The organism is Geomonas oryzisoli (assembly GCF_018986915.1).
In the GTDB taxonomy this organism is placed as follows: Bacteria; Desulfobacterota; Desulfuromonadia; order Geobacterales; family Geobacteraceae; genus Geomonas; species Geomonas oryzisoli.
The window spans coordinates 1,226,437-1,252,014 of sequence record NZ_CP076723.1; the positions used below are offsets into that span (position 1 = coordinate 1,226,437).

Annotated in this window: 23 protein-coding genes; 16 read left to right on the forward strand and 7 right to left on the reverse strand. The window is 57.2% G+C overall.

Annotation, left to right across the window (positions count from 1 at the left end; all coding sequences use genetic code 11):
- The first annotated feature begins 1 nt into the window (after window position 1).
- Both panD and KP004_RS05495 read left to right on the forward strand, forming a co-directional pair.
- Window positions 2-406 (forward strand): aspartate 1-decarboxylase, encoded by a 405-nt coding sequence (gene panD / locus KP004_RS05490; RefSeq protein WP_183351179.1) that lies wholly within the window; start codon window positions 2-4, stop codon window positions 404-406.
- 311 nt (window positions 407-717) lie between these two features.
- On the forward strand, window positions 718-1,959 hold the full coding sequence (locus tag KP004_RS05495) for an amidohydrolase family protein (protein WP_216801367.1): 1,242 nt from the start codon (window positions 718-720) through the stop codon (window positions 1,957-1,959).
- Window positions 1,960-1,973: 14 nt separating this feature from the next.
- Here KP004_RS05495 and KP004_RS05500 read toward each other — a convergent pair whose 3' ends face one another.
- The 4 genes from KP004_RS05500 to KP004_RS05515 form a co-directional block, all read right to left on the reverse strand.
- Entirely contained in the window at window positions 1,974-4,364 is a 2,391-nt protein-coding gene (locus KP004_RS05500) for an ATP-binding protein (protein WP_216801368.1), read from the reverse strand.
- Window positions 4,365-4,450: 86 nt separating this feature from the next.
- Window positions 4,451-5,716, reverse strand: coding sequence for a PDC sensor domain-containing protein (locus KP004_RS05505; RefSeq protein WP_216801369.1), 1,266 nt, complete (start codon window positions 5,714-5,716; stop codon window positions 4,451-4,453).
- 113 nt (window positions 5,717-5,829) lie between these two features.
- The gene (locus KP004_RS05510) at window positions 5,830-7,203 is read right to left on the reverse strand and encodes an ATP-binding protein (protein ID WP_216801370.1); all 1,374 of its coding nucleotides are present in this window, start codon (window positions 7,201-7,203) and stop codon (window positions 5,830-5,832) included.
- Between the two features lie 18 nt (window positions 7,204-7,221).
- Window positions 7,222-7,929: a response regulator gene (locus tag KP004_RS05515; protein WP_216801371.1), complete on the reverse strand. Its 708-nt coding sequence runs from the start codon at window positions 7,927-7,929 to the stop codon at window positions 7,222-7,224.
- Between the two features lie 328 nt (window positions 7,930-8,257).
- Between KP004_RS05515 and KP004_RS05520 the strand changes: the two genes are divergently transcribed.
- The 6 genes from KP004_RS05520 to KP004_RS05545 all read left to right on the forward strand — a co-directional run bounded on the left by KP004_RS05520 (window position 8,258) and on the right by KP004_RS05545 (window position 14,069).
- A complete protein-coding gene (locus KP004_RS05520; RefSeq protein ID WP_216801372.1) occupies window positions 8,258-8,536 on the forward strand; it encodes a PDZ domain-containing protein in 279 nt (92 codons plus the stop codon).
- Between the two features lie 16 nt (window positions 8,537-8,552).
- Window positions 8,553-9,740, forward strand: coding sequence for a macrolide transporter subunit MacA (gene macA / locus KP004_RS05525; RefSeq protein WP_216801373.1), 1,188 nt, complete (start codon window positions 8,553-8,555; stop codon window positions 9,738-9,740).
- A gap of 2 nt (window positions 9,741-9,742) precedes the next feature.
- Complete coding sequence (locus KP004_RS05530) at window positions 9,743-11,752, forward strand: MacB family efflux pump subunit (RefSeq protein WP_216801374.1); 2,010 nt, start codon at window positions 9,743-9,745, stop codon at window positions 11,750-11,752.
- A 116-nt stretch (window positions 11,753-11,868) separates the two neighbouring features.
- Entirely contained in the window at window positions 11,869-13,278 is a 1,410-nt protein-coding gene (locus tag KP004_RS05535) for an efflux transporter outer membrane subunit (protein WP_239026955.1), read from the forward strand.
- Window positions 13,279-13,360: 82 nt separating this feature from the next.
- On the forward strand, window positions 13,361-13,708 hold the full coding sequence (locus tag KP004_RS05540) for a hypothetical protein (RefSeq protein ID WP_216801375.1): 348 nt from the start codon (window positions 13,361-13,363) through the stop codon (window positions 13,706-13,708).
- 13 nt (window positions 13,709-13,721) lie between these two features.
- Entirely contained in the window at window positions 13,722-14,069 is a 348-nt protein-coding gene (locus tag KP004_RS05545) for a hypothetical protein (RefSeq protein WP_216801376.1), read from the forward strand.
- A gap of 104 nt (window positions 14,070-14,173) precedes the next feature.
- Here the strand turns inward: KP004_RS05545 and KP004_RS05550 are convergent, their stop codons facing one another.
- Both KP004_RS05550 and KP004_RS05555 read right to left on the reverse strand, forming a co-directional pair.
- Complete coding sequence (locus tag KP004_RS05550) at window positions 14,174-16,135, reverse strand: AIPR family protein (protein ID WP_216801377.1); 1,962 nt, start codon at window positions 16,133-16,135, stop codon at window positions 14,174-14,176.
- Window positions 16,136-16,526: 391 nt separating this feature from the next.
- Complete coding sequence (locus tag KP004_RS05555) at window positions 16,527-17,732, reverse strand: hypothetical protein (protein WP_216801378.1); 1,206 nt, start codon at window positions 17,730-17,732, stop codon at window positions 16,527-16,529.
- 355 nt (window positions 17,733-18,087) lie between these two features.
- On the opposite strand from KP004_RS05555, the gene KP004_RS21445 reads away from it, so the two are divergent.
- The 4 genes from KP004_RS21445 (at window position 18,088) to KP004_RS21450 (ending at window position 20,966) form a co-directional block, all read left to right on the forward strand.
- Window positions 18,088-18,237: a relaxase domain-containing protein gene (locus KP004_RS21445; protein ID WP_367620764.1), complete on the forward strand. Its 150-nt coding sequence runs from the start codon at window positions 18,088-18,090 to the stop codon at window positions 18,235-18,237.
- Between the two features lie 80 nt (window positions 18,238-18,317).
- Complete coding sequence (gene istA, locus KP004_RS05565; RefSeq protein WP_216800482.1) at window positions 18,318-19,589, forward strand: IS21 family transposase; 1,272 nt, start codon at window positions 18,318-18,320, stop codon at window positions 19,587-19,589.
- Window positions 19,590-19,600: 11 nt separating this feature from the next.
- On the forward strand, window positions 19,601-20,371 hold the full coding sequence (istB, locus tag KP004_RS05570) for an IS21-like element helper ATPase IstB (RefSeq protein WP_216800483.1): 771 nt from the start codon (window positions 19,601-19,603) through the stop codon (window positions 20,369-20,371).
- A 169-nt stretch (window positions 20,372-20,540) separates the two neighbouring features.
- Window positions 20,541-20,966 (forward strand): hypothetical protein, encoded by a 426-nt coding sequence (locus KP004_RS21450; RefSeq protein ID WP_216801379.1) that lies wholly within the window; start codon window positions 20,541-20,543, stop codon window positions 20,964-20,966.
- Between the two features lie 29 nt (window positions 20,967-20,995).
- Here the strand turns inward: KP004_RS21450 and KP004_RS05580 are convergent, their stop codons facing one another.
- Entirely contained in the window at window positions 20,996-22,459 is a 1,464-nt protein-coding gene (locus KP004_RS05580; RefSeq protein WP_216801380.1) for a radical SAM/SPASM domain-containing protein, read from the reverse strand.
- Window positions 22,460-23,402: 943 nt separating this feature from the next.
- On the opposite strand from KP004_RS05580, the gene KP004_RS05585 reads away from it, so the two are divergent.
- The 4 genes from KP004_RS05585 to KP004_RS05600 all read left to right on the forward strand — a co-directional run bounded on the left by KP004_RS05585 (window position 23,403) and on the right by KP004_RS05600 (window position 25,518).
- Complete coding sequence (locus KP004_RS05585; RefSeq protein ID WP_239026956.1) at window positions 23,403-23,867, forward strand: relaxase domain-containing protein; 465 nt, start codon at window positions 23,403-23,405, stop codon at window positions 23,865-23,867.
- A gap of 291 nt (window positions 23,868-24,158) precedes the next feature.
- Window positions 24,159-24,686 carry a hypothetical protein gene (locus KP004_RS05590; protein WP_216801381.1) on the forward strand — a complete coding sequence of 176 codons (528 nt, stop codon included), beginning with the start codon at window positions 24,159-24,161 and terminating at the stop codon, window positions 24,684-24,686.
- An 8-nt stretch (window positions 24,687-24,694) separates the two neighbouring features.
- Window positions 24,695-24,961, forward strand: coding sequence for a hypothetical protein (locus tag KP004_RS21455; RefSeq protein WP_367620765.1), 267 nt, complete (start codon window positions 24,695-24,697; stop codon window positions 24,959-24,961).
- 230 nt (window positions 24,962-25,191) lie between these two features.
- A complete protein-coding gene (locus KP004_RS05600; protein WP_216801383.1) occupies window positions 25,192-25,518 on the forward strand; it encodes a hypothetical protein in 327 nt (108 codons plus the stop codon).
- Window positions 25,519-25,578 lie beyond the last annotated feature (60 nt).

Below are 25,578 nucleotides of genomic sequence, written 5' to 3' on the forward strand. Positions count from 1 at the left end.
TATGGACAGGAAGATGCTGAAGAGCAAGATTCATCGTGCCACCGTCACCGGTGCCGACCTGCACTACGAGGGGAGCATCACCATCGATCTCGATCTCATGGAAGCGGCCGACATCATTCCGTACGAGGCCGTCTGCATCTGGGACGTCACCAACGGCAGTCGTTTCGAGACCTACGCCATCGAGGGTGAGCGTGGTTCCGGCGTGATCTGCATCAACGGCGCCGCCGCGCGCCTGGTGGCGCCGCAGGATCTCGTCATCATCGCGAGCTTCGTGAACATGGAAAACGCCGAGGCCATCGCCCACGAGCCCAAGCTGGTCTTCGTCGACGAGAAGAACAAGATGCTCCCCACCCGCAAGGAAGCCGCCGGCCAGGCGACTCTGAAGAGCGTGCACTGGAAGAACTAGCCGCGCGCTGACAGGTAAAAAGAGGACGCTGATGGAAAGAAAAATTCGTCAGCGTCCTTTTTTATATTGATTGGGAAAATGGGCAACATGCAACGTCTTGCCACGAGGCGCCGCAGATGAACGTAGGTCCCCCCTTGATAAAGGGGGGACAGGGGGGATTTGCCTTTGCTTCGCCTCGCGTCCCTCTCGCCTTACCTTCCACTACCTGTTACACTGCATCTGTTGACAGCAGGGATGCATGTCCCTCCGTGTTCCTCTGTGTCCTCTGTGGTTAATGCTTTTGGTGGTTAAAGCTTTTGGGGGTTAAAGCAATGAAGATCTACGCCGCATCCTACCTGCTGCCCATTTCCTCTCCGCCCATAGCCGGCGGCGCCCTGGCCGTCAAAGACGGGCGCATCGTCGCGGTCGGCAAGGTCCACGAGCTGCGGGCGCAGTTTTCCGCTCCGGTCATCGACCTGCACGAGTCGGTGATCGTGCCGGGCATGGTGAACGCGCACACCCATCTCGAGCTCACCCACTTCCCCGCCTGGAAAGTCCGCAAGGACCTCGACTATCTCCCCAAGCGCTACGTGGAATGGATTCAGCAGGTGGTGAAGATAAAACGCGCCCTGGCGCCGGGAGAGCTGGAGCACTCGGCGCGGGAAGGGATGCGGCTTTGCCTGGAATCCGGCACCACCGCGGTGGGTGACATCCTCTCCGACCTCTCCCTGGTTCCCCTGTACCGCGACACGGCGCTTACCGGCAGGCTTTTCCTGGAGGCGATCGGCCACGACCCCTTGTTGTGCGACACGTTGGTGGCGCGCATGGAAGAGACGCTCGCGAACCTGCAGGGAGGGTTGCTGCCCGGTCTTTCCCCGCACACGCCCCACACCGTTTCCGCGAAACTGTTCCGCTGCCTGCAGGATCTTTCCGGGAAGCTCGGCGCGCCCAAGGCGGTGCATCTTTCCGAGACGGCGGCCGAAGCCGCCTTCATGCACGACAGCACCGGCGACATCGCCGAACTGCTCTACCCCATGGCACACTGGGAGCAGTACCTGCCGCACCCGATGCGCACCACCTCGACACGCTACCTGGACGATCTCGGCGTGCTCGATGCCGCCACCCTGGCGGTGCACGCGGTCCATGTCACCCCCAACGACGTCGCCATCCTCAAACAGCGCGGCGTGAGCGTCGTGCTCTGCCCGCGCAGCAACGACCGTCTCTTCGTCGGCTGCGCTCCCCACAAGCTGTTGAAGGAAGCGGGGCTGCCGCTGGCCGTCGGCACCGATTCGCTGGCCAGCAACGATTCCCTTTCCCTGTGGGACGAGATCCGTTTCCTCCAGCAGACGGCCCCCAACGTCTTCAGCAGCCGGGAGCTCCTCGCCATGGCCACCCTGGGCGGCGCCCTAGCCCTGCGTATCGACGCCGACACCGGATCGCTGCAACCCGGCAAGCGCGCCGACTTCCAGGTGCTCGGCGGCTGCAGCTTCGACGCCGGCGCAGGCATCGAGGCGACCGTTTTGGCCCGGGGGCGCCTGGAGCGGGTGTATCTCGCCGGAGTCCCGCTGCAGTAAAGGCCTTTTGCCTGTTACGCGTCCAGCATCTCCCGTACCGTCCGCAGCAGTTCCATCGGCTGGATCGGCTTCATGATCAGGTCGATTCCCTCCTCGGTCACCCCGCGCTTCTGGATGAAATCCGCCGTGTAGCCGCTGGCGTACAACACCTTCGCTCCGGGGTTGACGCCGGCGATCTCGTCGTAGGCTTCCTTGCCGTTTTTGCGCGGCATGATCAGGTCCATCAGGATCATGTCGATCTCGTCCCGGTGCGCGAGGTACTTCTCCACCGCGTCCTGGCCGTCCACCGCCTGGATCACGCGGTAGCCGAAGCGGGTCAAAACGGAGAGGATCAGGTTGCGCACCCCGTCATCGTCCTCCGCGAGCAGTATCGTCTCGCTGCCTCCCCGCGGCGGCACGGCCTCCTTACCGTCGTCGCGGTCCCGGACCAAATCGGAACGGTAGATGGGAAGGTAGATCCTGAAGGTGGTGCCGTGGCCTTGCTCGCTGTAGACGTTGATGAACCCGTTGTGCTGCTTGACGATGCCGTAGACGATTGCCATCCCCAGTCCCGTTCCCTTGCTCACCTCCTTGGTCGTGTAGAACGGCTCGAAGATCCTCTTGGAGGTCTCCGCATCCATGCCGCAACCGGTGTCAGCCACGGTCAGCACCGCGTACTGCCCCGGCTTGTGCTCTCCCGATTCCTGGTCCAGCGGGGATTCCACCTCCTGGCTACCCGTTTCGATGGCGAGCACGCCCCCCCTGGGCATGGCGTCCCTGGCGTTGGTCGCGAGGTTGATGAGGACCTGCTCCATCTGCCCCAGGTCGGCCATGATATAGAGCGTTCCCGCGCTCGGCGTCGTCTGCAGCTGGATGTCCTCGCCGATGATCCGCACCAGGAACTTCCGGACGCTTTCCACCACGTCGTTGAGATTCACCGGCGCCAGGGTGATCACCTGCTTGCGGCTGAAAGCGAGCAGTCCCCGGGTCAGTTGCGCCGCCCGCTCTGCCGCCGACAGGATCTGGTCGATTTCCTGTTTATGCCGCTCGTCGAGCCTTTCATCGAGTTTCAGGATGCTGCCGTAGCCGCTGATCACCTGCAGGACGTTGTTGAAGTCGTGGGCGACTCCCCCGGCCAGCTGTCCCACGGCCTCCATTTTCTGTGCCTGGCGCAGTTGCGTCTCGAGCGCGATGCGCTCGGTGAGATCGACGAAGCTCACTACGGCGCCCTCGATGACGCCGTGGTTCATGATGGGATACGAAGAGTATTCAACCGGGAACGAGGTGCCGTCCTTGCGCCAGAACACCTCGTCGCGCACCGTGCACCCTTTCCCTTCGCTGAAGGCCCGGAAGATGTTGCAGTGCGGCACCGGTGCGGGAATGCCGTTGGGGAGGGTGTGGTGGATGATGTCGTGCATGTTCTTGCCGAGCAGCTCGTCCTGGCTCTGGTACCCGGTCAGTTCCAGGCAGGTCCTGTTGGCGAAGATGCATCTCCCGGAGGTGTCTATGCCGTACATGGCGGCATGGGTGGAATCCATGATCAGTTCCAGCCTTCGCTGGTTCGCCACCGCCTCCTCCTGGGCCGCCTGGCGTTCCGCGACTTCCTCCTCCAAGAGGACGGCGTGCTCCCTGAGTTGTTCCTGGGCGATCTCGCGTTCGGTCACCTCGTTCACCAGTTCCGCGTTGGTCTCTTCCAGGCGTCGTGAGCTTTCCGAGAGTTTTCTCGCCCCGGCAAGGATCAGGATGACCCCCACGATGCCGATCAGCAGCAACGCGGCCGCGGTACTGGCGAGCTCGCGGCTGGAGCCCGCCGAGAAAACCGCCAGCGGCACCGTCACGCTGATGCCGCCGCGGATGTCCCCCTTTTTGTAGCCCTGGGCGGCGTGGCACTTAAGGCAGGTGGTCTCGACCTTGAAGGGGCGCATGAGCCGCACGAAGCGGCGCCCGTCGACGGTGACCACCTCGCTCACCTCCTGTACCCCTTTCTCAAACGCCTCCAGCGCCTTTCGCTCCCAGGGGTCGGGTCCGTTTTCACCCCTGATCGGATTGAGGCTGGTGATGTGTCCGGTGGCGATCTGTTTCTCGGTTTGTGCCAGTTCGAACACCTGGCGGGTCATGTAGGCGGGGTTGATGAGGGTGAGTTCCCTTCCCGAGGGGGTCTTCAGGTCCCGTTCCGGGATGTGGGCCAGGTAGGGGTTGGGCTGGGTCTTGGGGGTGACGGGGGCGTAGACGCCGCCGTGCTGGGAAGCCCACTCGCGGTACAGCAGGTCCTTTTCGAAGGCGATGCGGGCCTGCGCTTTGGCAAGCTCGTTCAGGTTGTTTCGGTGCTGCACGAAGAACCATACGAGCGATATGGCGATGAGCAGCACCCAGATGAAGCATATGGTAAGGGCGTACCGTCGGGTCGTGAAGAGTCGGGAGAACATCTGTGTCACCGCCTGGGCTGAGTCGGTCCTGGTGTTCGAAGCATCATCACTGTTTGAGATCTATTCGGCAGACAGCTCAGGTAGGTTTAGTGGGAATTGGTGCAGTCTTTGTGTGAGAGGGCGACCTCGCGAAAGAGCCGCTGCTGTTCGTCGGCACAATCGGGGCATATGCCGTGACTGAACATGGCGTCGGAGTGTTCGCTCAAGTACTTTTCCAGTTGTTCCCATGACTGCTGCTCGGTGCGGATCTTCTTGCAGTAGGAACAGATCGAGATGATCCCTTCCAGTCGTTTGATCCTTGCCAGCGCCGCGTTGAGTTCCTCGTTTTGCTGCCTCATCTCGTCGCCGTAGCGTTGCGCCTCCGCGTGGAGCAGGGCGCTCGCCTTGCTCTTGTACAGAAAACGTGCGGAAGCCGCCGTCATGGCGGAGAACAGCAGCAACAGCACCACCCCGACCAGCGCCTCCTTGCGCCAGGAGGTCATGTAATCGACCGGCGAGATGGTGGCGAAGATGTAATAAGGGTACTTGGCCGCCTTGCGGAAGGTGACCATCCGTTCCTTGTTGTCGCGTGCGAAGACGGTCTTGTAGCTGGCGGTCACCGGGTTGGCCTGGATCATGGCGCGTGTCTTCTGCGACACCACGTCGGAGCCGATCCTGCTTGCCGGCTCCTTTCCTTTCGGGTGCAGGGCGACCAGCTTGAAATCCGCGTCCCGAACGCCGACCGCGCCGTACTTGCCGATGTCGAGGTGAGAAAGGAGCTTGTCGAAGTAGGCGACGTCGATGGTCCCGATCACCACCCCCGCGAAGGAACCGTCGGCGTTGTCGTAGCGTCTGGCGGCGATAACCTTCCACTGCCCGGTGACCTTCCCCTTCAGCAACGGGGACACCACCAACTGCCGGTCGGCGTTGTCGCGCAGTCTGCTGAAATAGGGGCGATCGCTGATGTTCACCGCTTCGGTCGTGCTGTCGCTGCCGCAGAGCACGTTGCCGGCCCGGTCGGTGATGGCGATCTTGTCCGCTTCCGGCAGTATCTGGACCTGCTGTTTGGCGTATGCGCTCAGCGAGCCCCTGTCGATACCGTGCGCAGCCAGTTGTCTTTCCGCCTCTTCCCCTACCGAGAAGAGTACGATGTTCAGCTTGTCCAGGATGTCGGAGAAGTTTCCTTCCAGGGATTTGGCGAGGTTCTGCGTGGAGACTTCAGCCAGCTTGTCATAGTGCTTGCGGCTGTTGTAGAGGGAATTGCCGACCATGAGGTAGGCGAACAGGTTGACCAGTATGACTCCTACGACGAGGCTGGTGCAGAAACTGTCTTTGCATCGTAGACGACCATGGGCTGGTAGTGTGTTGTTCATTCCCGGCTTGCCTCAGAGAGTGATGTTAATCCGTGCGAAGGAGATTAGCCTCAGATTATACAGTACTTTCTGTCGCTGTCACTGCGATGTGCCATAGAACAATTCGCAGCGAACTAGTTCAGAGGGAGGATCAACTCCACCTCCAGACCGCCTCCGTCGGCGTTGCGGGCGGAGATGCCGCCGCCGTGCATGACCACGGTTTCGCTGGCGATGGCAAGTCCGATGCCGCTGCCGCCGCTTTCCCGGTCCCGCGCCTCACCCACCCGGTAGAAGGGACGAAAGATCGCTTCCAACTGCGCGTCGGGGACGCCGGGGCCGTGATCGCGCACCCTGATGACGGCGCGCTCCGGCCCGGAGGGCTCGAGCCTCACCTCGACGCTGCTCTCCTCCTCGGTGTAACGCACCGCATTTCGTACCACGTTCTCCAGCGCCCGCCTCAGCATCTCCCGGTTGCCGTGCAGCATCACCGCCTGCATGCAGGCCGACTGGACGCTGCGCCGGGACGCGTTCGCCTCGAAATCGGCATCGCGCACCACCTCCTGCACCAGTTCCGCAAGGTCCACCCTCCCGAAAGACGTCGTGCCGCTCCCCCCCTCGATCTGGCTCAGGGTCAACAGTTCCCCGATCAGCAGGTTGAGCCGGTCCGCCTCCTGTTCGATGCGGTCGAGCGAGGCGACCGCCGGCGCGCTCTTGCGGGCCAGCCCCAGCGCGACGCCGAGCCTCGCCAGCGGTGAGCGAAGCTCGTGCGAGACGTCGCGCAAAAGCTGCCGGTGCGAGTTCACCAGCTTTTCGATGCGTTCGGCCATCCGGTTGAAGTCGCGCCCCAGGTCGGCCAGTTCGTCCCCGGCCGCGGCGTTGCCCAACTCGACCCGGGCGCCCAGGTCGCCGCCGGCGAAACTCTGCGTCGCTGCGCGCAGCCTGCGGATCGGGGTGGTGAGTCCCCAGGCGAGTCCGTAGCATGCGCAGCCGCTGACCAGCAGCGTTATCAGCATGTTGAGCCAGAAGTCGGGGGGCAGAGGGAACCCTCCCAGCGGCCCCGGCGGGACGTGGGTCACCTTCTCTGCGGCGGCGAGGAAGGTGGTGCCGGAAGGGGAGGCCACCCGCACCACGACGATGTCGTCCCGGCGCGGGGCGACGTCTCCGCCATCACTTTTGGCCGTTTCCCTGACCGCGTCGACCAGACGAGGCGAAGGGCCCGGCGAGATCGGGGTGCCGTCGGCGGCGAAGAGGTAGGCCCTCATTCCGTCGCCGTCGAAACCCTCGGCACCTTCGATCGCAACCCCCCTGTCGCGCAGCGCGGCGGCGTTGCGGCCGTACATGGTGAGAGCCTGGCTCGCGAAGCGCCGGCGCTCCTCGTCGAAGTGGTGTATGCGCCGCGCCTGCATCGGCGAAAGCCTCAGGTTGAAGGCGAGGATGAAGCAGATGCCGCCGGAGAGGACGGTGATGAGCCAGAACCAGAAAAAGAGTTTCATGAACATGCTGCGCATGCCGGATCTCCTCGACCATCAATGGGGTTGGGCTGAGTGGCTGTACAGGTAGCCGATGCCGCGCACCGATTTTATCCGTTCCATGCCGCCCGGCAGCGGGCCGAGTTTTTTCCGGATGCTGCTCACGTGGACGTCGATGCTGCGGTCGAAAGCGTTGAAGGGACGCCCGAGCGCCTGCCTGGTCAGTTCCTCCCGGCTCAGCACCCTCCCTGCCGAACGGGCCAGCGCTTCCAGCACCGAGAACTCCAGCGAAGTCAGTTCCACCGGCTCCCCCGACGCGCGCACCGTCCGCGTGCCGAAATCCAGTTCCACGTCCCCGACGCAAAGCCGGGCCGGTGCGGCGTCGCCCCCTTGCGGCTCCTGCTGCATGCGGCGCTGGACGGCGCGCAGCCGGGCCACCAGCTCGCGCGGGTTGAACGGCTTGGGGAGGTAGTCGTCCGCCCCCATCTCGAGGCCGACGATGCGGTCTACCTCTTCCCCGCGCGCCGTAAGCATGACCACCGCCACGTTCGAGCTGCGCCGGATCCGGGAGAGGACCTCGAAACCGTTCAGTCCGGGCAGCATCACGTCCAGCACCACGAAACTGTAATCCTCCGTCATCGCCCGCTCGGCTCCCCGCGCGCCGTCCTGAACCGTATCCACCAGGAATCCCTCTGAGACAAGGTACTCGCTGAGCAGTTCACAAAGGCCTATGTCGTCGTCGATGATCAGTATCTTTTTCTGCATATTGCGGGACCCTTCCTCACCAGGTGATGTCGCGGGCAGTATAGCTCCAAGCCCCGCGTAACTGCTGTTAAGAATTGTAAAGCGGCGAGCGACGAATCTTCACGAATATAGACAGCTCTTAACCCACCTTTACCCGGGCATGTCCTAGAATCGCCTCAGAAACGACGGCGCTCCTCGACGCTTGCCGCGCCGCCCACAATACGCCTTATGTCTCCCTTTGCAAAGCGTGCAGAAGAAGGGGAGCCAACAGAAAGGACCAGATATGACACCCCACAGTGCAACAGGATCAGGCTGCGAGGTTAAAAGCGCATGCCTCACCATCCTCGGTATGCAGCTCAGCGAGATCGAGCTGGAGCCGGAAACCCGGAGGAAGCTGTCGAGAAAGCGGGGTATCGTCGTGACGCAGGTCGTTTCCGGCTCGGAGTCCCAGCGCGGCGGCATCCGCAGCGGCGACGTGATTGCCGAGATCAACAACCGCGAAGTCGCCTCGCTCTCCGAGCTAAGATCGCTGCTGTCCCGGCAGGATCCGCTCGACCCCCTGCTCATCTTCGTGTTCAGCGACAACATCTGGCGCTTCATAAACCTCTCGTTCATCAGCGGCAGGTAAGGCCACAGGAAAACAAATGACCCGCAAACGCAAAATCATCTTCGCGGCGCTCGCCCTCCTCGCCCTTCTCGGCTCAGGCGTGGCGGCGCAACGCACCATCCTGAACAAACCAAAAGGGAGCTTCATCACCGCCGACGCCGCGCGAATGGATCTGGAAGAGAGCGTCCTCGCGACCGGAACGCTGAAGGCCTTCCAGACGGTCACCGTAGGAGCGCAGGTTTCCGGGCAATTGAAGGTCCTCCATGTGGCGCTGGGGGACAAGGTGAAAAAGGGGCAGCTCCTGGCGGAGATCGATCCGGTGCTCCAGGAAAACAACCTGAAGGACGCCGAGGCCCAGGTGGAGTACCTGCGGGCCCAGAAGCAGTCCAAGGAGGCGCTCCTTAGGCAGTACACGCTGGCCCTGCAGCGCCAGAAGGAGATGAGGGCGCAGGACGCGTCCCCGGTCGCCGACCTGGAGAGCGCCCAGGCCCAGGTGGAGAGCACGCGGCATGACGTCACCGCGTTCAACGCGCAGATCAAGAAGGCGCTCATCGCAGTCGACACCGCGCGGGCCAACCTGGGGTACACCCGGATCAGCGCGCCCATGGACGGCGTCGTCATCTCCATTGACACCGAGCAGGGGCAGACCGTGGTGTCGACCCAGTCGGCGACCACCATCCTCACCCTTGCCGACCTCGATACCATGACGGTGAAGGCGAAGATATCGGAAGCCGACGTGGTCCGGGTAAAGCCGGGGTTGCCGACCTACTTCACCCTGCTCGGCGACGCCGACACGCGTTACTGCGGCAGACTGCGCGCCATCGAGCCGGGGCCGGCAGCGAGCAGCAGCTCGGGTTCCAGCTCCAGCAGCAGCTCGAGCTCGGCGGTCTATTACTACGGCCTGTTCGAGGTCCCCAATCCCGGCGCAAAGCTCAAGGTATCGATGACGGCGCAGGTGGCCGTCGTCCTGAACCAGGCGCGACAGGCGCTCTGCATTCCCGTCGCGGCACTGGGAGAGAAACTCAAAGATGGCCGCTGCACGGTGCAGGTGCTGTCGGGCGACAAGGCCCTGCGGCGGGTCATCCGGACCGGCATCTCCAACAACGTGCAGGTGCAGGTCCTCGAGGGGCTGCGTGACGGGGAGAAGGTAGTGCTGGGTGATGCATCCTCGCTCCCCGCGGCGAGCTCCGGGACCATGCCGCCCCCGCCGGGGGGAAGGCACTGACCATGGAAAGACCGTTACTCGAACTTTCCGGGGTGGGACGCCGTTTCCCCGCGGGGGGGCAGGAAATCCCGGTTCTCAAAGGGATCGACCTGGTCATAACCAGAGGCGAGATGGTCGCGATCGTGGGCGCATCGGGATCGGGGAAATCGACGCTCATGAACATCCTCGGCTGCCTCGATCGCCCCAGCGAGGGGAGTTACCGGATCAACGGCAGGGATATCGGCGAGCTCTCAGGCGACGAACTGGCGCGGCTGCGCAGGGAACACTTCGGCTTCATCTTCCAGCGCTACCACCTGCTGCCGCACCTGGACGCCGTCCGCAACGCCGAGATCCCAGCGGTGTACGCCGGCTGGGACAAGGAGAAAAGGCGCACGCGGGCGAGGGAACTGCTGGCGCGCCTTGGGCTCGGCGACCGGCTCGATCACCGCCCGAATCAGCTCTCCGGCGGGCAGCAGCAGCGGGTCAGCATCGCGCGTGCGCTCATGAACGGCGGCGATGTCATCCTTGCCGACGAGCCCACCGGCGCCCTCGACAGCAAAAGCGGCCAGGAGATGTTGGACATCCTCCACGAGCTGCACGGCCGCGGGCATACCGTCATCCTGGTTACCCACGACATGGAGGTGGCCGGCCACGCAGCGAGGATCATCGAGATCCGGGACGGCGAGATCGTCCGTGACCAGGCAAATCCTGCGGCACCAAGGGGAGCGCAAGGTGAGGACGCAGGCGAGGCGTTCGGCGATGCGGACGGCGATGCGGACGGCGACGCGGACGGGGCAAGGGAAAGCGGGAAGGCCGCCGGCAGCCCCCTTGCCGCCCCGTGGGGGCGCTTCGTCGAAGCCTTCAAGATGGCGCTCATCGCGATGGCGTCGCACCGCATGCGGACGCTCCTGACCATGCTCGGCATCGTCATCGGCATCACCTCCGTCGTTTCCGTGGTGGCGCTGGGGCAGGGGGCGCGGCAGAAGGTGATCAACGATATCAGCGCCATGGGGACCAACGTGATCGACATCAACCCGGGCAAGGACTGGGGCGACGAGGACGCATCGGGCGTTCATACCCTGGTCGCTTCCGACCTGGAGGCGCTCAAGGGGCAGGGGTACATCGACAGCGCCACCCCCTCGACAGGCGGGACGCAGCTGCTTCGTTACCGCAACGTCACCGCCAACGCCTCGGTGAACGGCGTGGGCGATCAGTACTTCCGCGTCCGGGGGTACCAGATGGCACGAGGGATCTCCTTCGATGCCGGCGACGTGAAGCGGCAGGCGCAGGTGGTGGTGATAGATCCCAACAGCGCCAAGAAGTTCTTCGGCAGCGAGGACCCCATCGGCAAGGTGATGTTGCTCGGCACGCTGCCGTGCCGCGTCATAGGCGTAACCCAGGCCAAGGACGGCCCTTTCGGCAACAGCCAGAACCTCGAGGTGTGGATTCCGTACAGCGCGGCCATGGGGAGGCTGCTCGGGCAGCAGCATTTCAACTCGATAACCGTGCGCATCCGCGAGGGGATCTCGAATCAGGTCGCCGAGCAGAGCATCACCAAGCTCCTCACGCAGCGCCACGGCCGCAAGGACTTCTACACCAACAGCAGCGACAGCATCATGAAGACGGTCAACAAGACCACCACGACCCTCGCCCTGATGATCTCCGCCATCGCCGTGATCTCCCTCGTGGTCGGCGGCATCGGCGTCATGAACATCATGCTGGTGTCGGTGACCGAGCGGACCCACGAGATCGGCATCAGGATGGCGGTTGGTGCGCGGCAGGACGACATCATGCAGCAGTTCCTGATCGAGTCGGTGCTGGTGTGCCTGATCGGCGGCATGATCGGTGTCGTTTTATCCTACGGCGTCGGCGTCATCTTCCGGCTCTTCGTGACGAGCTTTGCCATGGAGTTTTCCCTGGTATCGATCGTCTCCGCCTTCGCCTGTTCCACCTTCATAGGCGTCGTGTTCGGGTTCCTCCCCGCGCGCAACGCGGCACGTCTGGACCCGATAGAAGCCTTGGCAAGGGAGTAAAGAGGAGCGGGGGCAGGGGGGAGCCGCGGTAGCCGCAGCATCCTGAGCTGCAACGCGAAGGGTGGAAGCTGGATGGAGCTGAGAAGAAGGCTATCTTCAGGACGGTGAAGGACAAAATGGAACAGCCATGCATAGTGAAAAAAGTGGGGCTCGTCGGCGTCGCCATGGCGGCGACGCTGTTCCTTGGCGGGTGCGGTGGCCTTCTGCCGCGCAGCAACTACACGACTCCCGCCGTGGAGCTTCCCGGCAACTGGCGGGAGCAGACCACGACTGGGACGACGGTTGCCAACGGGCAAAAATGGTGGAGTGGGTTCAACGACGCGGTGCTGAGCGGGCTCATCGAGCGGGCGCTCAAGAGCAACAACGACCTGGCCGCGGCCGCGATCAGGGTGCGCCGGGCGCAGCTCAACGCGAAGCTGACCGGCACCAACCTGGCCCCGTCGGCAGGCGTGTCGGCCACCAGCAGCTATTCGCGGTACTTCGCCGGGGGGAGGAGCACCAAGTCCGGCGGTGTCACCGGCACCGTGAGTTATGAGGTGGACCTCTGGGGCAAACTCGCCGCCGCCCGTGACGTGAGCAGTTTCGAAGCCGAGGCGACGGAAGCTGATCGCCAGAGCACGGCGCTCGCGCTGATCGGCACGGCTGCCACCGATTACTGGCAGATCGCCTATCTGAACGAGCGTATCTCCAGCGCCCAGGCGAGCATCGCCTACGCGGAAAAGATCCTCGATCTGGTGCACGCGAAGTATCGCGCCGGCGCCGTATCGGCGCTGGACCAGGTGCAGGCGCGGCAGACGGTGGCATCGCAGAAGGCCGAGCTGACCCAGCTCCTGCAGCAGCGGACCGAGGCGCGCAACGCCCTCGCCATCCTTTTCGATCAGGCCCCCGAAGAGGCCGTCCCCGAGCCGCAGCGCCTGCCGGACGGACCGGTTCCTGCCGTGGCCGCGGGGCTACCGGCCGATATCCTCGCGCAGCGTCCCGACCTGCGCGCGGCGGAACAGCGGCTCAGGAAATATCTCGCCGCCGTGGACTATACCCGGGCCAGCTACTACCCGACCTTCACCCTCACCGGAACCCTCGGCACCAGCAGCACCAGCCTCATCGAGATACTGAAGAATCCCGTTGCCGCTCTTGGCGTCGGCGCCACGCTTCCCTTCATCCAGGCGAACACGATGAAACTGAATGTGGCGCTAGCGAAGACCGACTACGAGGAGGCGGTAGCCAACTTCCGCCAGAAACTCTACTCGGCGCTCAGCGACGTCGAGAACGCGCTGTCGGCCCGGAGCCGGTACGCGGACGAGAACCGGCTGCTGGAGGAGTCCCTCGCCCTGTCGGAAAAGGCCGCATCGCTGGCAGAGGCCCGGTATCGCGCGGGGGCGACGGCGTTACAGGCCTGGCTTGATGCGCAGGAGAGCCGCCGCAGCGCGGAGAAGGCGTTGTCCGAGAACCGGCTCAACCGTCTCAAGAACTCCGTCGCCCTCTACCAGGCGATTGGCGGCGCAATGGAAGCGAAAACAGCGCAGTAAGCGCCGATATGGCGGTTTCGGCTAGATTCACCCCAGGTACGGCAGCGGCCGACGCTGGATTACGGAAAAGGAGGATGCGGCGATGAAGAAAGGTGCCATGAAGGGATTGGCGACAGCAGTGATGGCAACGGCGTTACTGGCGGCACAGGCGTACGCCTCTACCGGTTCGGACACGGTGGAGCAGGGGAGGCGTCCCCCGCAGGAGGCCTTTGACGCCTGCCGGGGGAAGAGTGCAGGAGCGACCGTGACAATGACCACGCCCCGCGGCGACGCGATCGAGGCCGTATGCAGGGAGATCGGCGGTGCAATGGTCGCAGTTCCCGAGCGTGGTCCCGCCGGCCCGCCCCCCGGCGACTGCGGCGACGGACATGCTCCGCCCCCGCCGGATTGTGGTCCCGGCCCGATGCCCGGAGACGACCGTCAGCAGTGACCACGTCAGCGGTATGGTTGATTGGAGTTTGTGGCCCGCCTTCGCTAAAGCTACGGCGGGGACAGCCTCCGCCGAAAACACAAAGGCTCCGGTTGGCGGCCTAATGGCGCGCCAGCCGGAGCCTTGGCGGAGGTTGGTGGAGGTGGCGGGAATCACATTCTACACCATTGAGTTGAAATCATTGAAGAATAATCAAAAAGATGCCAAAATTTGTACCCCCAGATACCCCCAATTTTCGCCGCTGCAATCCGCTGCAATCTGGGAACCTAATTCTGATCCGGAGATCATTTTCGAACTTTTTTTTCGCACCATATGCTGTGGTTCGAAGGATTTCCCCACCGGATGCAGGCAAGCCGATTGAAATGAGCCTTAACTCATGTGGCGCAACGACATCAGGCTGACCAAAGGAACAGATCGGAAGATACCACGTTTGGGTGACCAAATATCGCATCACTTGATCTTTTTCTAAACGGAACTCTCTACGATTTCGAGAAGCTCCTTAGACTCACCATTAATCCGGAAACGTGCTGCTTTGCCTTTTGCACTTTCAGTCAAAGTATGGAGGCCCGCTCCGTTCAATTGCATAATGAACGGACCATACTTCAAATCGATCAGTTTTTGTCCACCGCTGCAATTTACAGCTTCGACAATGCCGATATAGTCACCATCCAGCAGGGCAATTACTCGTGCCTTTGCTGGGGAAGGAGCCGCTTCTTGCGGTTGCGCTTGACGAGAGGCCTCTTGCTGCGCTTCATGAAGTTTGCGGATAAGTAACTTCGTGATTTCTGGGTTTCGATTCTGGTTACGATCCAACCTGAGACTTTTAATAACCTTAACTGCGTTGATGCATGCTCTATCAAAGCCAGTCTCAAGCGTGGACAGGCTCTCAAGGAATTTCGAATCCTTTTGAATACCTGTTTTCTTGATCCAAGGTGCAATCTGCTTTTTTATCAATAGCCCTAGATGAAAAATCCAGTTTTTCATTTGTTGATCGCGAGAAAAACGTATTTTAAGTTCACTGATAATATGGCCGCACACAAAGTACAAACCAGGATAATCGGTTTCAGAAAAAATTTCACTTGTTTCGTTCTGATTGTACTCTTGAAGAAGGTTGCCGTAGTAATAGTGAACTTTATGAGGTTCCTCCATAGCAACGGATATGAAACACTTTATGAGTTGCGGTGCGGATATTACCGATCTTTGTGGAATGTCATCGTCGTAGTCAAATTGATGAGGTCGTCTCTCATAGTAGTAGGAGAATCCTGACGATCTCATAGCATTATAAAAGTCTTCAAGAACTTTGTGATAGGGTCTAATAGTAGCAAATGCTTCTTTTGTTACATGGGATTGACTGTTGGTAGTGGCTATTATTCTCCCATATAGATCGATGTTGGTAGTTTCTATCAGCTTTACCGTTATATACATCGCATCGCTAAGATCATTTTTTCTTTCATAAAGAACATGACTTGTTTGACAGCCGTTGACTATCTGGAATCTTGAAAGTTCGAAAGTGTCACCCGATGGGATCACTTTTCCCGCAACGACTGTAACCCCATTGTTTAGCACTGCAAATCTGTCACGCTCGTTTGGATCAAGGACTGTTTTCTGTATAGCTGAGTTCACCGGGTTAGATACACCAAGAAAATCTCTAACGTTCTCAGTGAAAAGTGCTTTATTGAGTTCTCCATTCGGTTTACAAAGCAACCTCACGTAGTCAGAACATCTCGCAACACCTAAATAGGCTGCAGTAGCACCAGGGATTTGTGGAATTGCAGTATGCCTTTGAAAAGAAAGTTTGCCGTTAATATCATTTTTTGTTGCCCTATACAAAGCAGCGATTCCGTCGCCATCATGTATTTCTAAGCCAACATCAGAGAATTTGTACTTTTCAGCCGCGAGCGCAACTCGTTCGTTCTCGATCGCAGCCAGAATATTGCTATCAGTTAGCCGGTTTTGACCTGCGTAAGCATAATGCAGATGGACGGACGGCAATTCACGAAGTTTTGCCGACCTCTGATACACCTCTTCCTTGATATCAAAGGCGTTAGCCAATTCACCCGGAATTCCAGCCCGCTGATCGGTAAAAAAGGCTCGAACTGTGGCAGTGAATTTTAGATATTCACCTAAGTCAAATGAAGTAGAAGTCTTCGTTTGGATGAAATGGAATTCGGCGTTAAATTGCTGACGTGTCAAGGATTTAGCGTCGTCAATTTCATTAACAATTACGCCACCAATGACAACAGCAACACCATCAACACCTGTAGCCTGACCGGTAGCTACTTTATCAAAGTCAAACGAGTCGTAGTAGTCTGTTTTCAAAATACAGTAGTTTACAAACTTCTCAAATCTGTACTCTTCGGTCTCATCTACCAAATCGAAACGACCTGAAAACTCATTCAGCATTCCCTTAAGGATGATGTTATCCACTGCTCCTCCTAGTTTTAATTGAAGTCACAACCTTGGTAATTCTAGCTCCCCCCCCTTCTGCACCGCGCAGATTGCCATATTCGAATTGGCTAGCGCGGTTAGAGGGCGCGTAGGTTAACATGTCTACTTAGCGATGTTCAATTTAATTTTTATCACCGTTTCAATTTTCAAATTACTCAAAGGACACATTAGTTGCTTTCACCTATGACAGAGGAAATAGCAGGAGGCAATTTTTTCTAGACATCGAATGCAGGTTGAGCTTGAGACACTTGTTTAAAGAAGATCATCGGCACTTGGGGTCCGACCTTAGGATCCCATTGATTTGGACCATAAACCACCAACCATGTAACAGCCTACAGAACCAGCGTCGGCGTCTTAACATCTTCTTTCGTCAGGGAATAATCCTTATTCCTTTGGCATTTGAAGAATATCCGGCCTCAAGGTGAAATATTCCGTCGTATTCCCCTGTTATGTAATTTTCATCATTTTTCAACTTTTTAGCACTTACTAAATGATCTTTTATTGCTTTTAAAATTTTATGTTCTTCAGGTGTGTGTGTATTCTCAGAAACTTTTTTATGAGTGGCGAGCATATAAGCTTCTACAGTTTCAAATTTTTTGTTATCGAGGGCCGTCATGGAGCTGGTGACGTTAAACCCCTGTACTAGACCAGACAAATAAGTAGCCGCTCTAATGTTCTCACAGTATCTACGGTAAGGAGGTAAAGCATTAGATTGGGCAAGGAACATGGTTGCCCCCGCAGCTTTAACATAATTTGGTGGTCTTCCCGTCGAAGCTTCGATAGCCACAGTTCTGCATTCGTCTAGAAATGGCAGCGTTGAAAGTCTTTCTATATTTTTCAAGTTCAAGGCCACAGTATTAATGATAATCATAACTGTCACTGAAATACCTAAAGCACGGACAAGGGGGACTGCGTTAGAAACATCAATGCACATGCTCAGCCATACAGTTCGTGCCCACCAAAAATACAGGAACGCTTTGCATGCAAATATCCATAACAATGAATAACTAAATTGATTCTCATCGCCAAAATAGTTAAATATGTTGCCGAAGAAAACATGGTCTATAACAATATTTAAAACTTCTATTGGTACGAATAAGAAACTGGCATACGCTACAGATTTGAGTATAAGCTCATAGCTTACATCTTTACCGGTCGAATTTATCATATGCTTTACCAAAATGCAGAAAATTATTGTCCCGCACACAATTCCAAACATTGTTAAAATTGTATCGTCAACTTTTGTGTCTTTAGATATCACGAGGTTCACGATTTTAGTACTAAACCCATACAGATTTCCAAAACTTCGAATGACTGCCGTCAATAAAAGATTTATACAAAAAAATAAAAGGGGAGATATTGTTTCTGAAGACTTTGATACACACAAGGTTCTTTTTGGAAAAAAACAAAAACCGATCAGATTTTTGCTGTAATTTATCAACACGGCATCAACAAACTTTATCAGGCTAAAGACTTTATTTTCTATTTCGCTTTTTGACCACACTTTATTTCCCCATAATGTACTTCCAATTAAGACCTTACGCCTTCCCGACAAACTTCTTTCTCTGCAGCACATTGAGTTCGTGCAGGGGCATATTATTTAAGATTTTCCCTTTGTTCTGCCCGAAATTTCGAACCTGTAGCTCATCGCGTCCAATCTGCTTTTGGTTCTTGAACTCGGGCGCGATTTCAATCGTCTCCTAGGCATGCGCAGCATACCATGTAACGTTAATGAACAACAATAATAAATTGCTCCTGTGGCTGACATTGGAATGCTGATATTTTTTGTTAAATTGCGCCAATGCACCACGTTGGATCACACACCATAGCCTTTCGCTGACCGGAGGGATGGCAATGATGTCTGTTTCACCGGGGATGGCCGCAGGGCAAGCTGGCGGGTACTTCTCAGGGAAGATTACTACCTGGGCGGCATCGAGGAGGGGAGCAGCCACTGGTACGGCCGTGGAGCGAAGGTGCTGGGGCTCGACGGTCCGGTCGCGAAGGAGGAGTTCCGCACGCTCTGCCGTGGGGAGGACCCGGAGGGGAACCGGATCGTCGCCCCCATGTCAGCGATGATGTAAAAATACCCCCCTGTGGTAATTGAAAAGTACCCCCCTCACATCACAGGGAGGGGAAAATGATTCACCCAGGAGAGCTTCAGGTGCAAGATGCCCTTCAGCAGACTGTCATGCTGGAGGGGACCATGGTCGACAGAAACAAGTACGGAGCGATCCGAGAGCTTGCCCGGCTTGGAACCGCTAAGAAGGAGATCGCCAGGCAGTTGGAGGTGACCGTCAAAACGGTACGTCGTGCCCTCAAGAAGCCGCAGTGGGAGCCGTACCAGCGACCGAAGCCAACAGACACTGTGCTTTCGCAATTCGATGAATGGGCCACCTCCCGTGCTGAGGAGGTTAATTTCAACGCTGCCATCTTGTTCCGCGAACTCAAGGAGAAGGGCTACACCGGCGGATACGAGATGGTAAAGCTGTTGGTGCGCCCCCTGCGCGAGGAGTTCCAGCAGCGAGTGGATGCCGTAATGCGGTTTGAGACCGGTCCCGGAAAGCAGGGGCAGGTGGATTGGGGCAGCGCCCAAGTCTGGCTCGGCGACCAAAGAGTCCGCATCCACTTCTTTGCCATGGTCCTCGGCTACTCTCGCAGGCTCTTCGCTCGCGCATACCTTGATGAGCGCCTGCCGACTCTTCTGGCAGCCCACCAGGAGGCTTTCGCATGGTTTGGTGGCCGCCCTTCAGAACTGCTCTATGACAATCCAAAGACCATCGTTACCGACCATACGGCCAGCGTACTCACCCTCAACACAAAGTTCGCCGACTTTGCCGGCCACTTCGGTTTCGATCCACGGCTTTGTCGGCCTCACCGCCCCCAGACCAAGGGGAAAATCGAGTCGGGCGTGAAGTACATCAAGGGAAACTTCCTGCCCGGGCGCCGTTTCATCGACCTCGACCACCTGAACCGGGAACTGGAAAAGTGGATTGTCGAAGTCGCCGATGTCCGCATCCATGGGACCACCGGATGCCGTCCCGCCGAGAGATTCTCGGAGGAGAAGCTCATCGACGTCAATTCTGTGCCGCCTTACCGACTGGAGACGGCCCTCACGCGCAAGGTGGCCAGAGACTGCATGATAACCTTCGGCGCCAACCGTTATTCAGTGCCGTGGCGGTTCGCTGGGCAAACGGTTCAGATTGAGCTGTGGGGTGACGAGATCCGAATCCTGCAGGGCGAGGAGGTCATCGCCACGCATCAAAAGCTCGTCGGGACCGGCAAACAGCGCATCAATCCGGCTCACTTCCAGGGACTCTTCACCGACCGGCTGGAAAAGAAAAAAGAAGAGCCGCCGCGCTTCGATCCGTGGTGGAAGGATGAGGAGGTCATGATCCGCGACCTCGACATCTACGACCACGTAGCGAACATGTGAGGGGGTGACCAATGGAACAGATCACCGACCTCGCTGCATCGCTTCGCCACTTGAAACTCTCCCGCCTCGCCGACCACCTGGATAGCTGGCTCCAGGATGCCGCCAAGGGCGAGTGGGGCTATCACGAATTTCTCCAGCGCCTGGTCGAAGAAGAGGTGGCCGCGAAGAAGGACAAGCGCACCGAGATGGGGACCCGCATGGCACGGCTCCCCTTCATCAAGACGCTCGACTCATTCGACTACACTTATCAGCCGTCGCTCGATCCTAAGCGGATCAAGGAGCTCTCAGCCTGCCGCTGGGTCGAAAACGGCGAAAATGTAATCTTCCTTGGCCCTCCTGGCGTCGGCAAGACCCACCTCTCGGTCGGCCTTGGAGTCGAGGCGATCCGCCGTGGCTACCGGACCCTCTTCATCACCGCCCAGGGGCTGATTACCGCACTTGCACGGGCGCACGCGGAGAACCGGCTGGATGACAAGCTCAAGTTTTACTGCCAGCCTAAACTTTTGATCGTCGACGAGATAGGCTACATCCCCATTGACCGGTTGGGCGCAAATCTTTTCTTCCAGCTCATCTCGCGCCGGTACGAGAAAGGGGCGATGATCATGACCTCTAACCAGCCCTTTTCAAACTGGGGCGAGGTCTTCGGCGACCAGGTCATCGCCAGCGCCATTCTGGACCGGGTGCTGCACCACGCGATCTCTGTCAGCATCAAGGGCGAAAGCTACCGCCTCAAGGAGAAGCTCAAGGCCGGACTGCTGGCTAAACACATCGAGCAGTCATAACCACGGGGGGGTACTTTTCGATTACCGAAAAGGGGTACTTTTCAATTACCGTTGACACCCAAGCTGACGCGTGACCCGGAGAGTGGTTTGCCCGTCGAGACGCACCGCGCCGGCAACGACTGCACCTTCTCCGCTCCCCAAGTCGGTATCCATCGCCTATGCCGCAGGGGTGGGCCAGGTCCGGGAGGCACACGACGCGGCGGTGCGCTCGGTCCTGTCGCACATGGAGGAGCATTATTGCCATTACCGCAGCCCCGAAGGGATCAGGTGCGGTGGCATGGCAAGTTCGACCACGCCAGCTGCCCATTGCAACTGGACGCCAGCAGTGCCCGTCGACAGGTTCGAAAACCGGAATCCGGCTTCTAAATTTGCCCTGCAGAGGGTGAACGGCGAGCCACCCAGGGTAGTGGTTGCGGGCGAAAAGATTCGCATCAAAAAAAAGAGGGGGGCGCAGGTGGTACTCCCAGGGGACGAGGCGACTTCGGGCCCGAGGCAGGCGGAACGTCTTCTTGACGTGGCAGAGGAGCTGCGGCACAGGGGGCCTCCAGGTGAAGGCTGGCCCTGTTGGAGGTGTCGAAACAGGCGGTGTATTTAGGAGAACACCCTGTTCTCAACGGTGAGGAGTTAACCAGCTTTCTTCAGCATAATTTCCTTATTTATTTTTGCTACATTGCAAAAAAAATCATTGACTACTAATGGATTTCCGGAAGGATGTTCGTTTGCATTCCTAACCATACACATAGTACAGTACTCCTTTTCAGAGCATTCCATACATTTAGGGAAATCTCTTTTTCGCAATCCTCTTAGATATTGTACATTTCTCGAATTGTTCCAAATATCTTTAAGGGATTCTTTATCTACATTTCCGACAACATAGCCCTGCCAACCAGCACATGGGTATACGTTTCCGTTGTCTGATATACAAATTGAGGAATGACATACGCTACAAACAATATCATTAGGCGTAATATTCTTTTTATCTTCGGCTTCCTTTTCCAGTAGTTCCAAATATCCTGGTTCATCCGCAATTTTGCCGTTAATCACCTGCTCGATATCATTAAATGACAGACGACTCCTAAGGTTATCGGTCGTATTGTCACATCCAGCTATTAATACATAATCGTATGTGACATGAAAATTATGCTCTTTGGCCCATTTCAATACATCTTTATAACTGTTCTTATTTTCTTCAATTATTGGACAGCTGATTTGCAGCGGGATATCATTTTCTTTAAGCCTCAAAATGGCATTTATAGTTAGATCCAAACTTCCTTTTGTCTGTGTTATTGCATCATGAATTTCGGGGTCCATAGAGTATAAAGACACTTGAACCCCCAGAAGTGAATTACTTTTCATCTCTTCCACGATTTCATCTGTTAACAATGTTAGGTTACTAAGAACGTTCACAGACAAGTTATATTCTTTGCATTTTTTTAAAAAATCAACAAAGTTATGGTGCAGCATTGGTTCGCCACCTGTTAGCGTTAAATGCAACACCTTCATTTCTTTGCACTGTTCTAAAATATTAAAAAACAAGTCAGTCTTGATATGACCTAATTTGTCATCATGTGGAATGTAGCAATGCACGCATCTTTCATTGCACATGCTAGTGATTTCTATTTGCAAATTTGTCAATCGAGGTTCGTCTTTGAAATATTCATTCAAAAAATCTTGTGTGGATTTACTAACATCTTTGGTAGCAGGGTAACAAGAGGCGATATCGTTTATTGGTGACAAGTTTTTATAGGAAAATCTAAAGTCATTTTTATCACATTCTTGCAATATATCTCCAGACACAATAAAACCATCTTGTTCGAGTATGCTAAAAAACTCTACTGTATCACTCTTTATTGTTTCAATATCAACGTCACTAAACTGCTTGTGTATTTTATTTACAATTGAGTCGAGCTTTTGTGCTTTTTCACCTAAAGCTGACAGAAAAATTGCCCCACTCTGAGAGACAATCTTATCTCCAATGTCACTCCCCTGGTTGTCAGCTTTTGTATACCCAAAATTCCTATTGTCGGTAATATAACCAAAAGCCCCATAATTTCTGAATATGACGTTTGATTTTCGTTTAAAATACATTGAAATTTTCTCCGCAAAACATGGGCGACGATGCCATAGTGTATGGCACCGTCGCCTTTGGCCAAACTTTGAATTAGCGGCCGCCGGGCCCCGGTTTGTTACAAGGTCTTCCACTCGGCTTACTGTTCGGCCTGCATTCTGCCATTCGCACAATATCTTGTGCTAAGATTTCAGGTCTTTGATATCCCATTTTTTCCACCTCCTTCCATGGTTATTATTACTTTTGCTGTAAAATAGCAAAAGTTCGCATGATGCCCAATTGCCACGATTCCGATGCCGATTCCCCTACTCTGAATAACTTAGGCACTGCATTGCCAGGAATTCTGGCGGTGCATCGTCGTGTCGGTTCTCAGTTCTCGAAGATGCTCATTTAGAGCTAATTAGTCAAGGGTCGCCCCGAGGCACATTAATTTCCGTACTAATGGAAAGTTTTTTTATTTCCCATTTTTAAGTTATATGGCGTAGTGAGTGGGTTAAATGGATTGGAAAAATTAAGCCTTTTATAGGTGGATTTAGTGTCAGCGGCTCAATAATCGAGTCCCCTTACTCCGCCAATTAACAGGCAGCCCCTTGCCCAATATTAGCCGAAAATAATAGCAACCAGAGCGCGGTACGGCTTGAACCAGGACCTGAAGGGGGTGTTTAAGGAATTTGGAATCGTATAATCACGAGCCAGCCCCAGATCGATTAAAATGGCCTCTCTGCCGTACTCGACAAGGCCCAGCCGCAGGGTCCTAGACAGCACCTAGGGTAAGCACAGGCCCCCCCTTCACGAAGCTATGCCGAAAGTGGAGATAATCATGATGACCCTACGCCGAGGGATGACTGCTGTACACGCGAGACGTTATTTCTCCAGGGAGGACTACTACCTCGGGGGGCCGATGAGCCGGGATGCAGCCTGTGGTACGGGAAAGGGTCAAGGTGCTGGGACTCACCGGTCCGGTTGGATACGAAGAATTCCGCGCCCTGTGCAAAGGGCGACGCGCCTGACGGTGGACAGCTGGTTGCGGCGGGGCATGGTCGTGATCCGAAGACATCGGAGTTCATGGAGGTACGGCGGGCGGGGAACGATACCACGTTCTCGGCCCCCAAGTCGATTTCCATCGCCTACGTCGCCGCGGTCGAGGGGGTGAAGGAAGCCCACGACGCGGCGGTGCTTTCGGTGCTCGATCATATGGAGCGACACTACTGCCACTACCGGCACGCAAAGAGAACCCATCCGGGGGGGATGGTGGCGGCCACATTCGACCACGCCGCCTTGCGCAGCATACACCTGCAACTCCTCTCGAACATCTTCCTGGCGAACGCGGTTAAGACCCCACGGGAGCTTCAGAACCAACGCAACCGACCTGCTGTTCGAGGACCAGAAACTGCTCGGCCGTCTGTAGCGGCAGGCGCTCTCACATGAACTCACGGAGCGCGGGTTCCAGGTGACGGTGAAGGACCGCTCGGAGATGTACATCGAGCTGAAGGAAATCGACCCCGCGCGCTGATAGACCATTTCTGCAACAGGCGAAAGCCGATCGACGATCAGGTGGAGAAATGGCAGGCAAAAGGGCTCTTTGCCGGGTTTCCCCATGCCCGGCTATACGAGATGTCGGCGTTGGAGACCAGGGACCCGAAGGGCTCAATCACGAAGGAGGAGTTAACCCGTTACTTTGAGAGGGGCTTCGAGGCCTGCGGCACCTAGTTTGTTCAGGTGAGGCGGGATCTGGAACGGTGCAGGGAACTTTCCATCTCCCGCACCTCTCCCGATACCCCGCACGTGGTAGAGCTTGCGGTCCGGGATATCACCGAGGACGAGGCGGCTCGCGCGCGCCCCCCCGAGGTCGACGCGTACCTGGAGCGTTGGCAGGAGAGAGAGGGCGTCCGGCTGACGGCCGGACAGAAAGCCGAGGTTCACCTGGAACTGACCGGGAGCCGGGGCGTCGCCCTCACCATCGGGGACCCGGGAACCGCCAAGACATCCACCCTGGAGATCGTGGAAAGGTTCAACGAGGAGGTATTGCGTCCCGAGGGGAGGGAACATCTTTCCGTCAACCTCTCCTATACCGGAAAGGCGGCCCGTGAGTTGTCCCTTGCCACCGGGAGGCCCCTCACCCTCAACAGTTTCGAAAACGGGAATCCGGCTTCCAAATTTGCCCTGCAGAGGGCGAACCGCGAGCCGCCCATGCTAATGGTCGCGGTGAAAAGATTCTCATCCCAGAGGGGCGGAAAGCACAGGTAGTGCTCCGGGTGGACGAGGCGGGCTTTCTCGGGGCGAGGCAGGCGGAGCGTCTGCTCGATGTTGCCGATGAGCTGCGGCAAAGGGGCGTCCGGGTAAAGCTGCACCTCCTGGGAGACTCGAAGCAGATGCAGGGTATCCAGGCGGGAAACCTCGCGCCACTCTGCAAAGGCCTGGACCCACGGGAAGGTCGACAGGGCGCACCAGTTCCGACGTCCTACAGCACAGAACCACGGGGGCTCCTAAAGATCACACGCGAGTTGACCGTGGTGACCTAGGTGAGACGTCGTTCCCAAATGTCAAAGCTAACACGGGCCTCGCTTCACTCGGCTCTATTTTTTCCTTATACACCTGACGCAGCCCTTCGGCGCAGCATCAGGTGTAAGTCCTTGAAAAAGGCCGAAAACCCTGCCGCCAGAACGGCGCCTAACGTACGTTAAGTCGCTGATATCACAACCGGGCCAGGTGGTCCAGCTGTTGTGAGGGATCAGAGATGGCAAAAAGTAAGATGAATCAGAGATTACCTGTCGAGGTTTTCGAGCGGTTGATGCAACTGCAGGAGTCCCAAAAGCTCTCCATGGGAGACCTCATTTCCAGCGCCCTGGATGCTCTGGAACGGGAAGTATATCTCCCAGAGACGCTTCTGGAGCGCGTCGAAAATCTGGAGGTTTTGGCCCTCTCCATCATAGAAAAAGTGGAGCTTCTGGATCAGAAAACACTGGGCGCCGACAAGACAAAATACTTTTTCCAAGTCTTGGAAAAACAGCTGGTCGCGCACGATCAAGCCGAGCATGCACGCTTCCAACGGATCGCTGGTCCGCACGCTTTCGATTGACAGGGGGGCTCCAGCCGCCGCCTAGGAAGGAGCAAAAGGCCCTATGCTTTGGACCGAAGC

Coding starts and splice junctions, on each gene's coding strand:
- panD (WP_183351179.1), top strand. CDS start 2: ATGGACAGGAAGATGCTGAAGAGCAAGATTCATCGTGCCACCGTCACC.
- KP004_RS05495 (WP_216801367.1), top strand. CDS start 718: ATGAAGATCTACGCCGCATCCTACCTGCTGCCCATTTCCTCTCCGCCC.
- KP004_RS05500 (WP_216801368.1), bottom strand. CDS start 4,364: ATGTTCTCCCGACTCTTCACGACCCGACGGTACGCCCTTACCATATGC.
- KP004_RS05505 (WP_216801369.1), bottom strand. CDS start 5,716: ATGAACAACACACTACCAGCCCATGGTCGTCTACGATGCAAAGACAGT.
- KP004_RS05510 (WP_216801370.1), bottom strand. CDS start 7,203: ATGCGCAGCATGTTCATGAAACTCTTTTTCTGGTTCTGGCTCATCACC.
- KP004_RS05515 (WP_216801371.1), bottom strand. CDS start 7,929: ATGCAGAAAAAGATACTGATCATCGACGACGACATAGGCCTTTGTGAA.
- KP004_RS05520 (WP_216801372.1), top strand. CDS start 8,258: ATGCAGCTCAGCGAGATCGAGCTGGAGCCGGAAACCCGGAGGAAGCTG.
- macA (WP_216801373.1), top strand. CDS start 8,553: ATGACCCGCAAACGCAAAATCATCTTCGCGGCGCTCGCCCTCCTCGCC.
- KP004_RS05530 (WP_216801374.1), top strand. CDS start 9,743: ATGGAAAGACCGTTACTCGAACTTTCCGGGGTGGGACGCCGTTTCCCC.
- KP004_RS05535 (WP_239026955.1), top strand. CDS start 11,869: ATGGAACAGCCATGCATAGTGAAAAAAGTGGGGCTCGTCGGCGTCGCC.
- KP004_RS05540 (WP_216801375.1), top strand. CDS start 13,361: ATGAAGAAAGGTGCCATGAAGGGATTGGCGACAGCAGTGATGGCAACG.
- KP004_RS05545 (WP_216801376.1), top strand. CDS start 13,722: ATGGTTGATTGGAGTTTGTGGCCCGCCTTCGCTAAAGCTACGGCGGGG.
- KP004_RS05555 (WP_216801378.1), bottom strand. CDS start 17,732: ATGTGCTGCAGAGAAAGAAGTTTGTCGGGAAGGCGTAAGGTCTTAATT.
- istB (WP_216800483.1), top strand. CDS start 19,601: ATGGAACAGATCACCGACCTCGCTGCATCGCTTCGCCACTTGAAACTC.
- KP004_RS05580 (WP_216801380.1), bottom strand. CDS start 22,459: ATGTATTTTAAACGAAAATCAAACGTCATATTCAGAAATTATGGGGCT.
- KP004_RS05600 (WP_216801383.1), top strand. CDS start 25,192: ATGAATCAGAGATTACCTGTCGAGGTTTTCGAGCGGTTGATGCAACTG.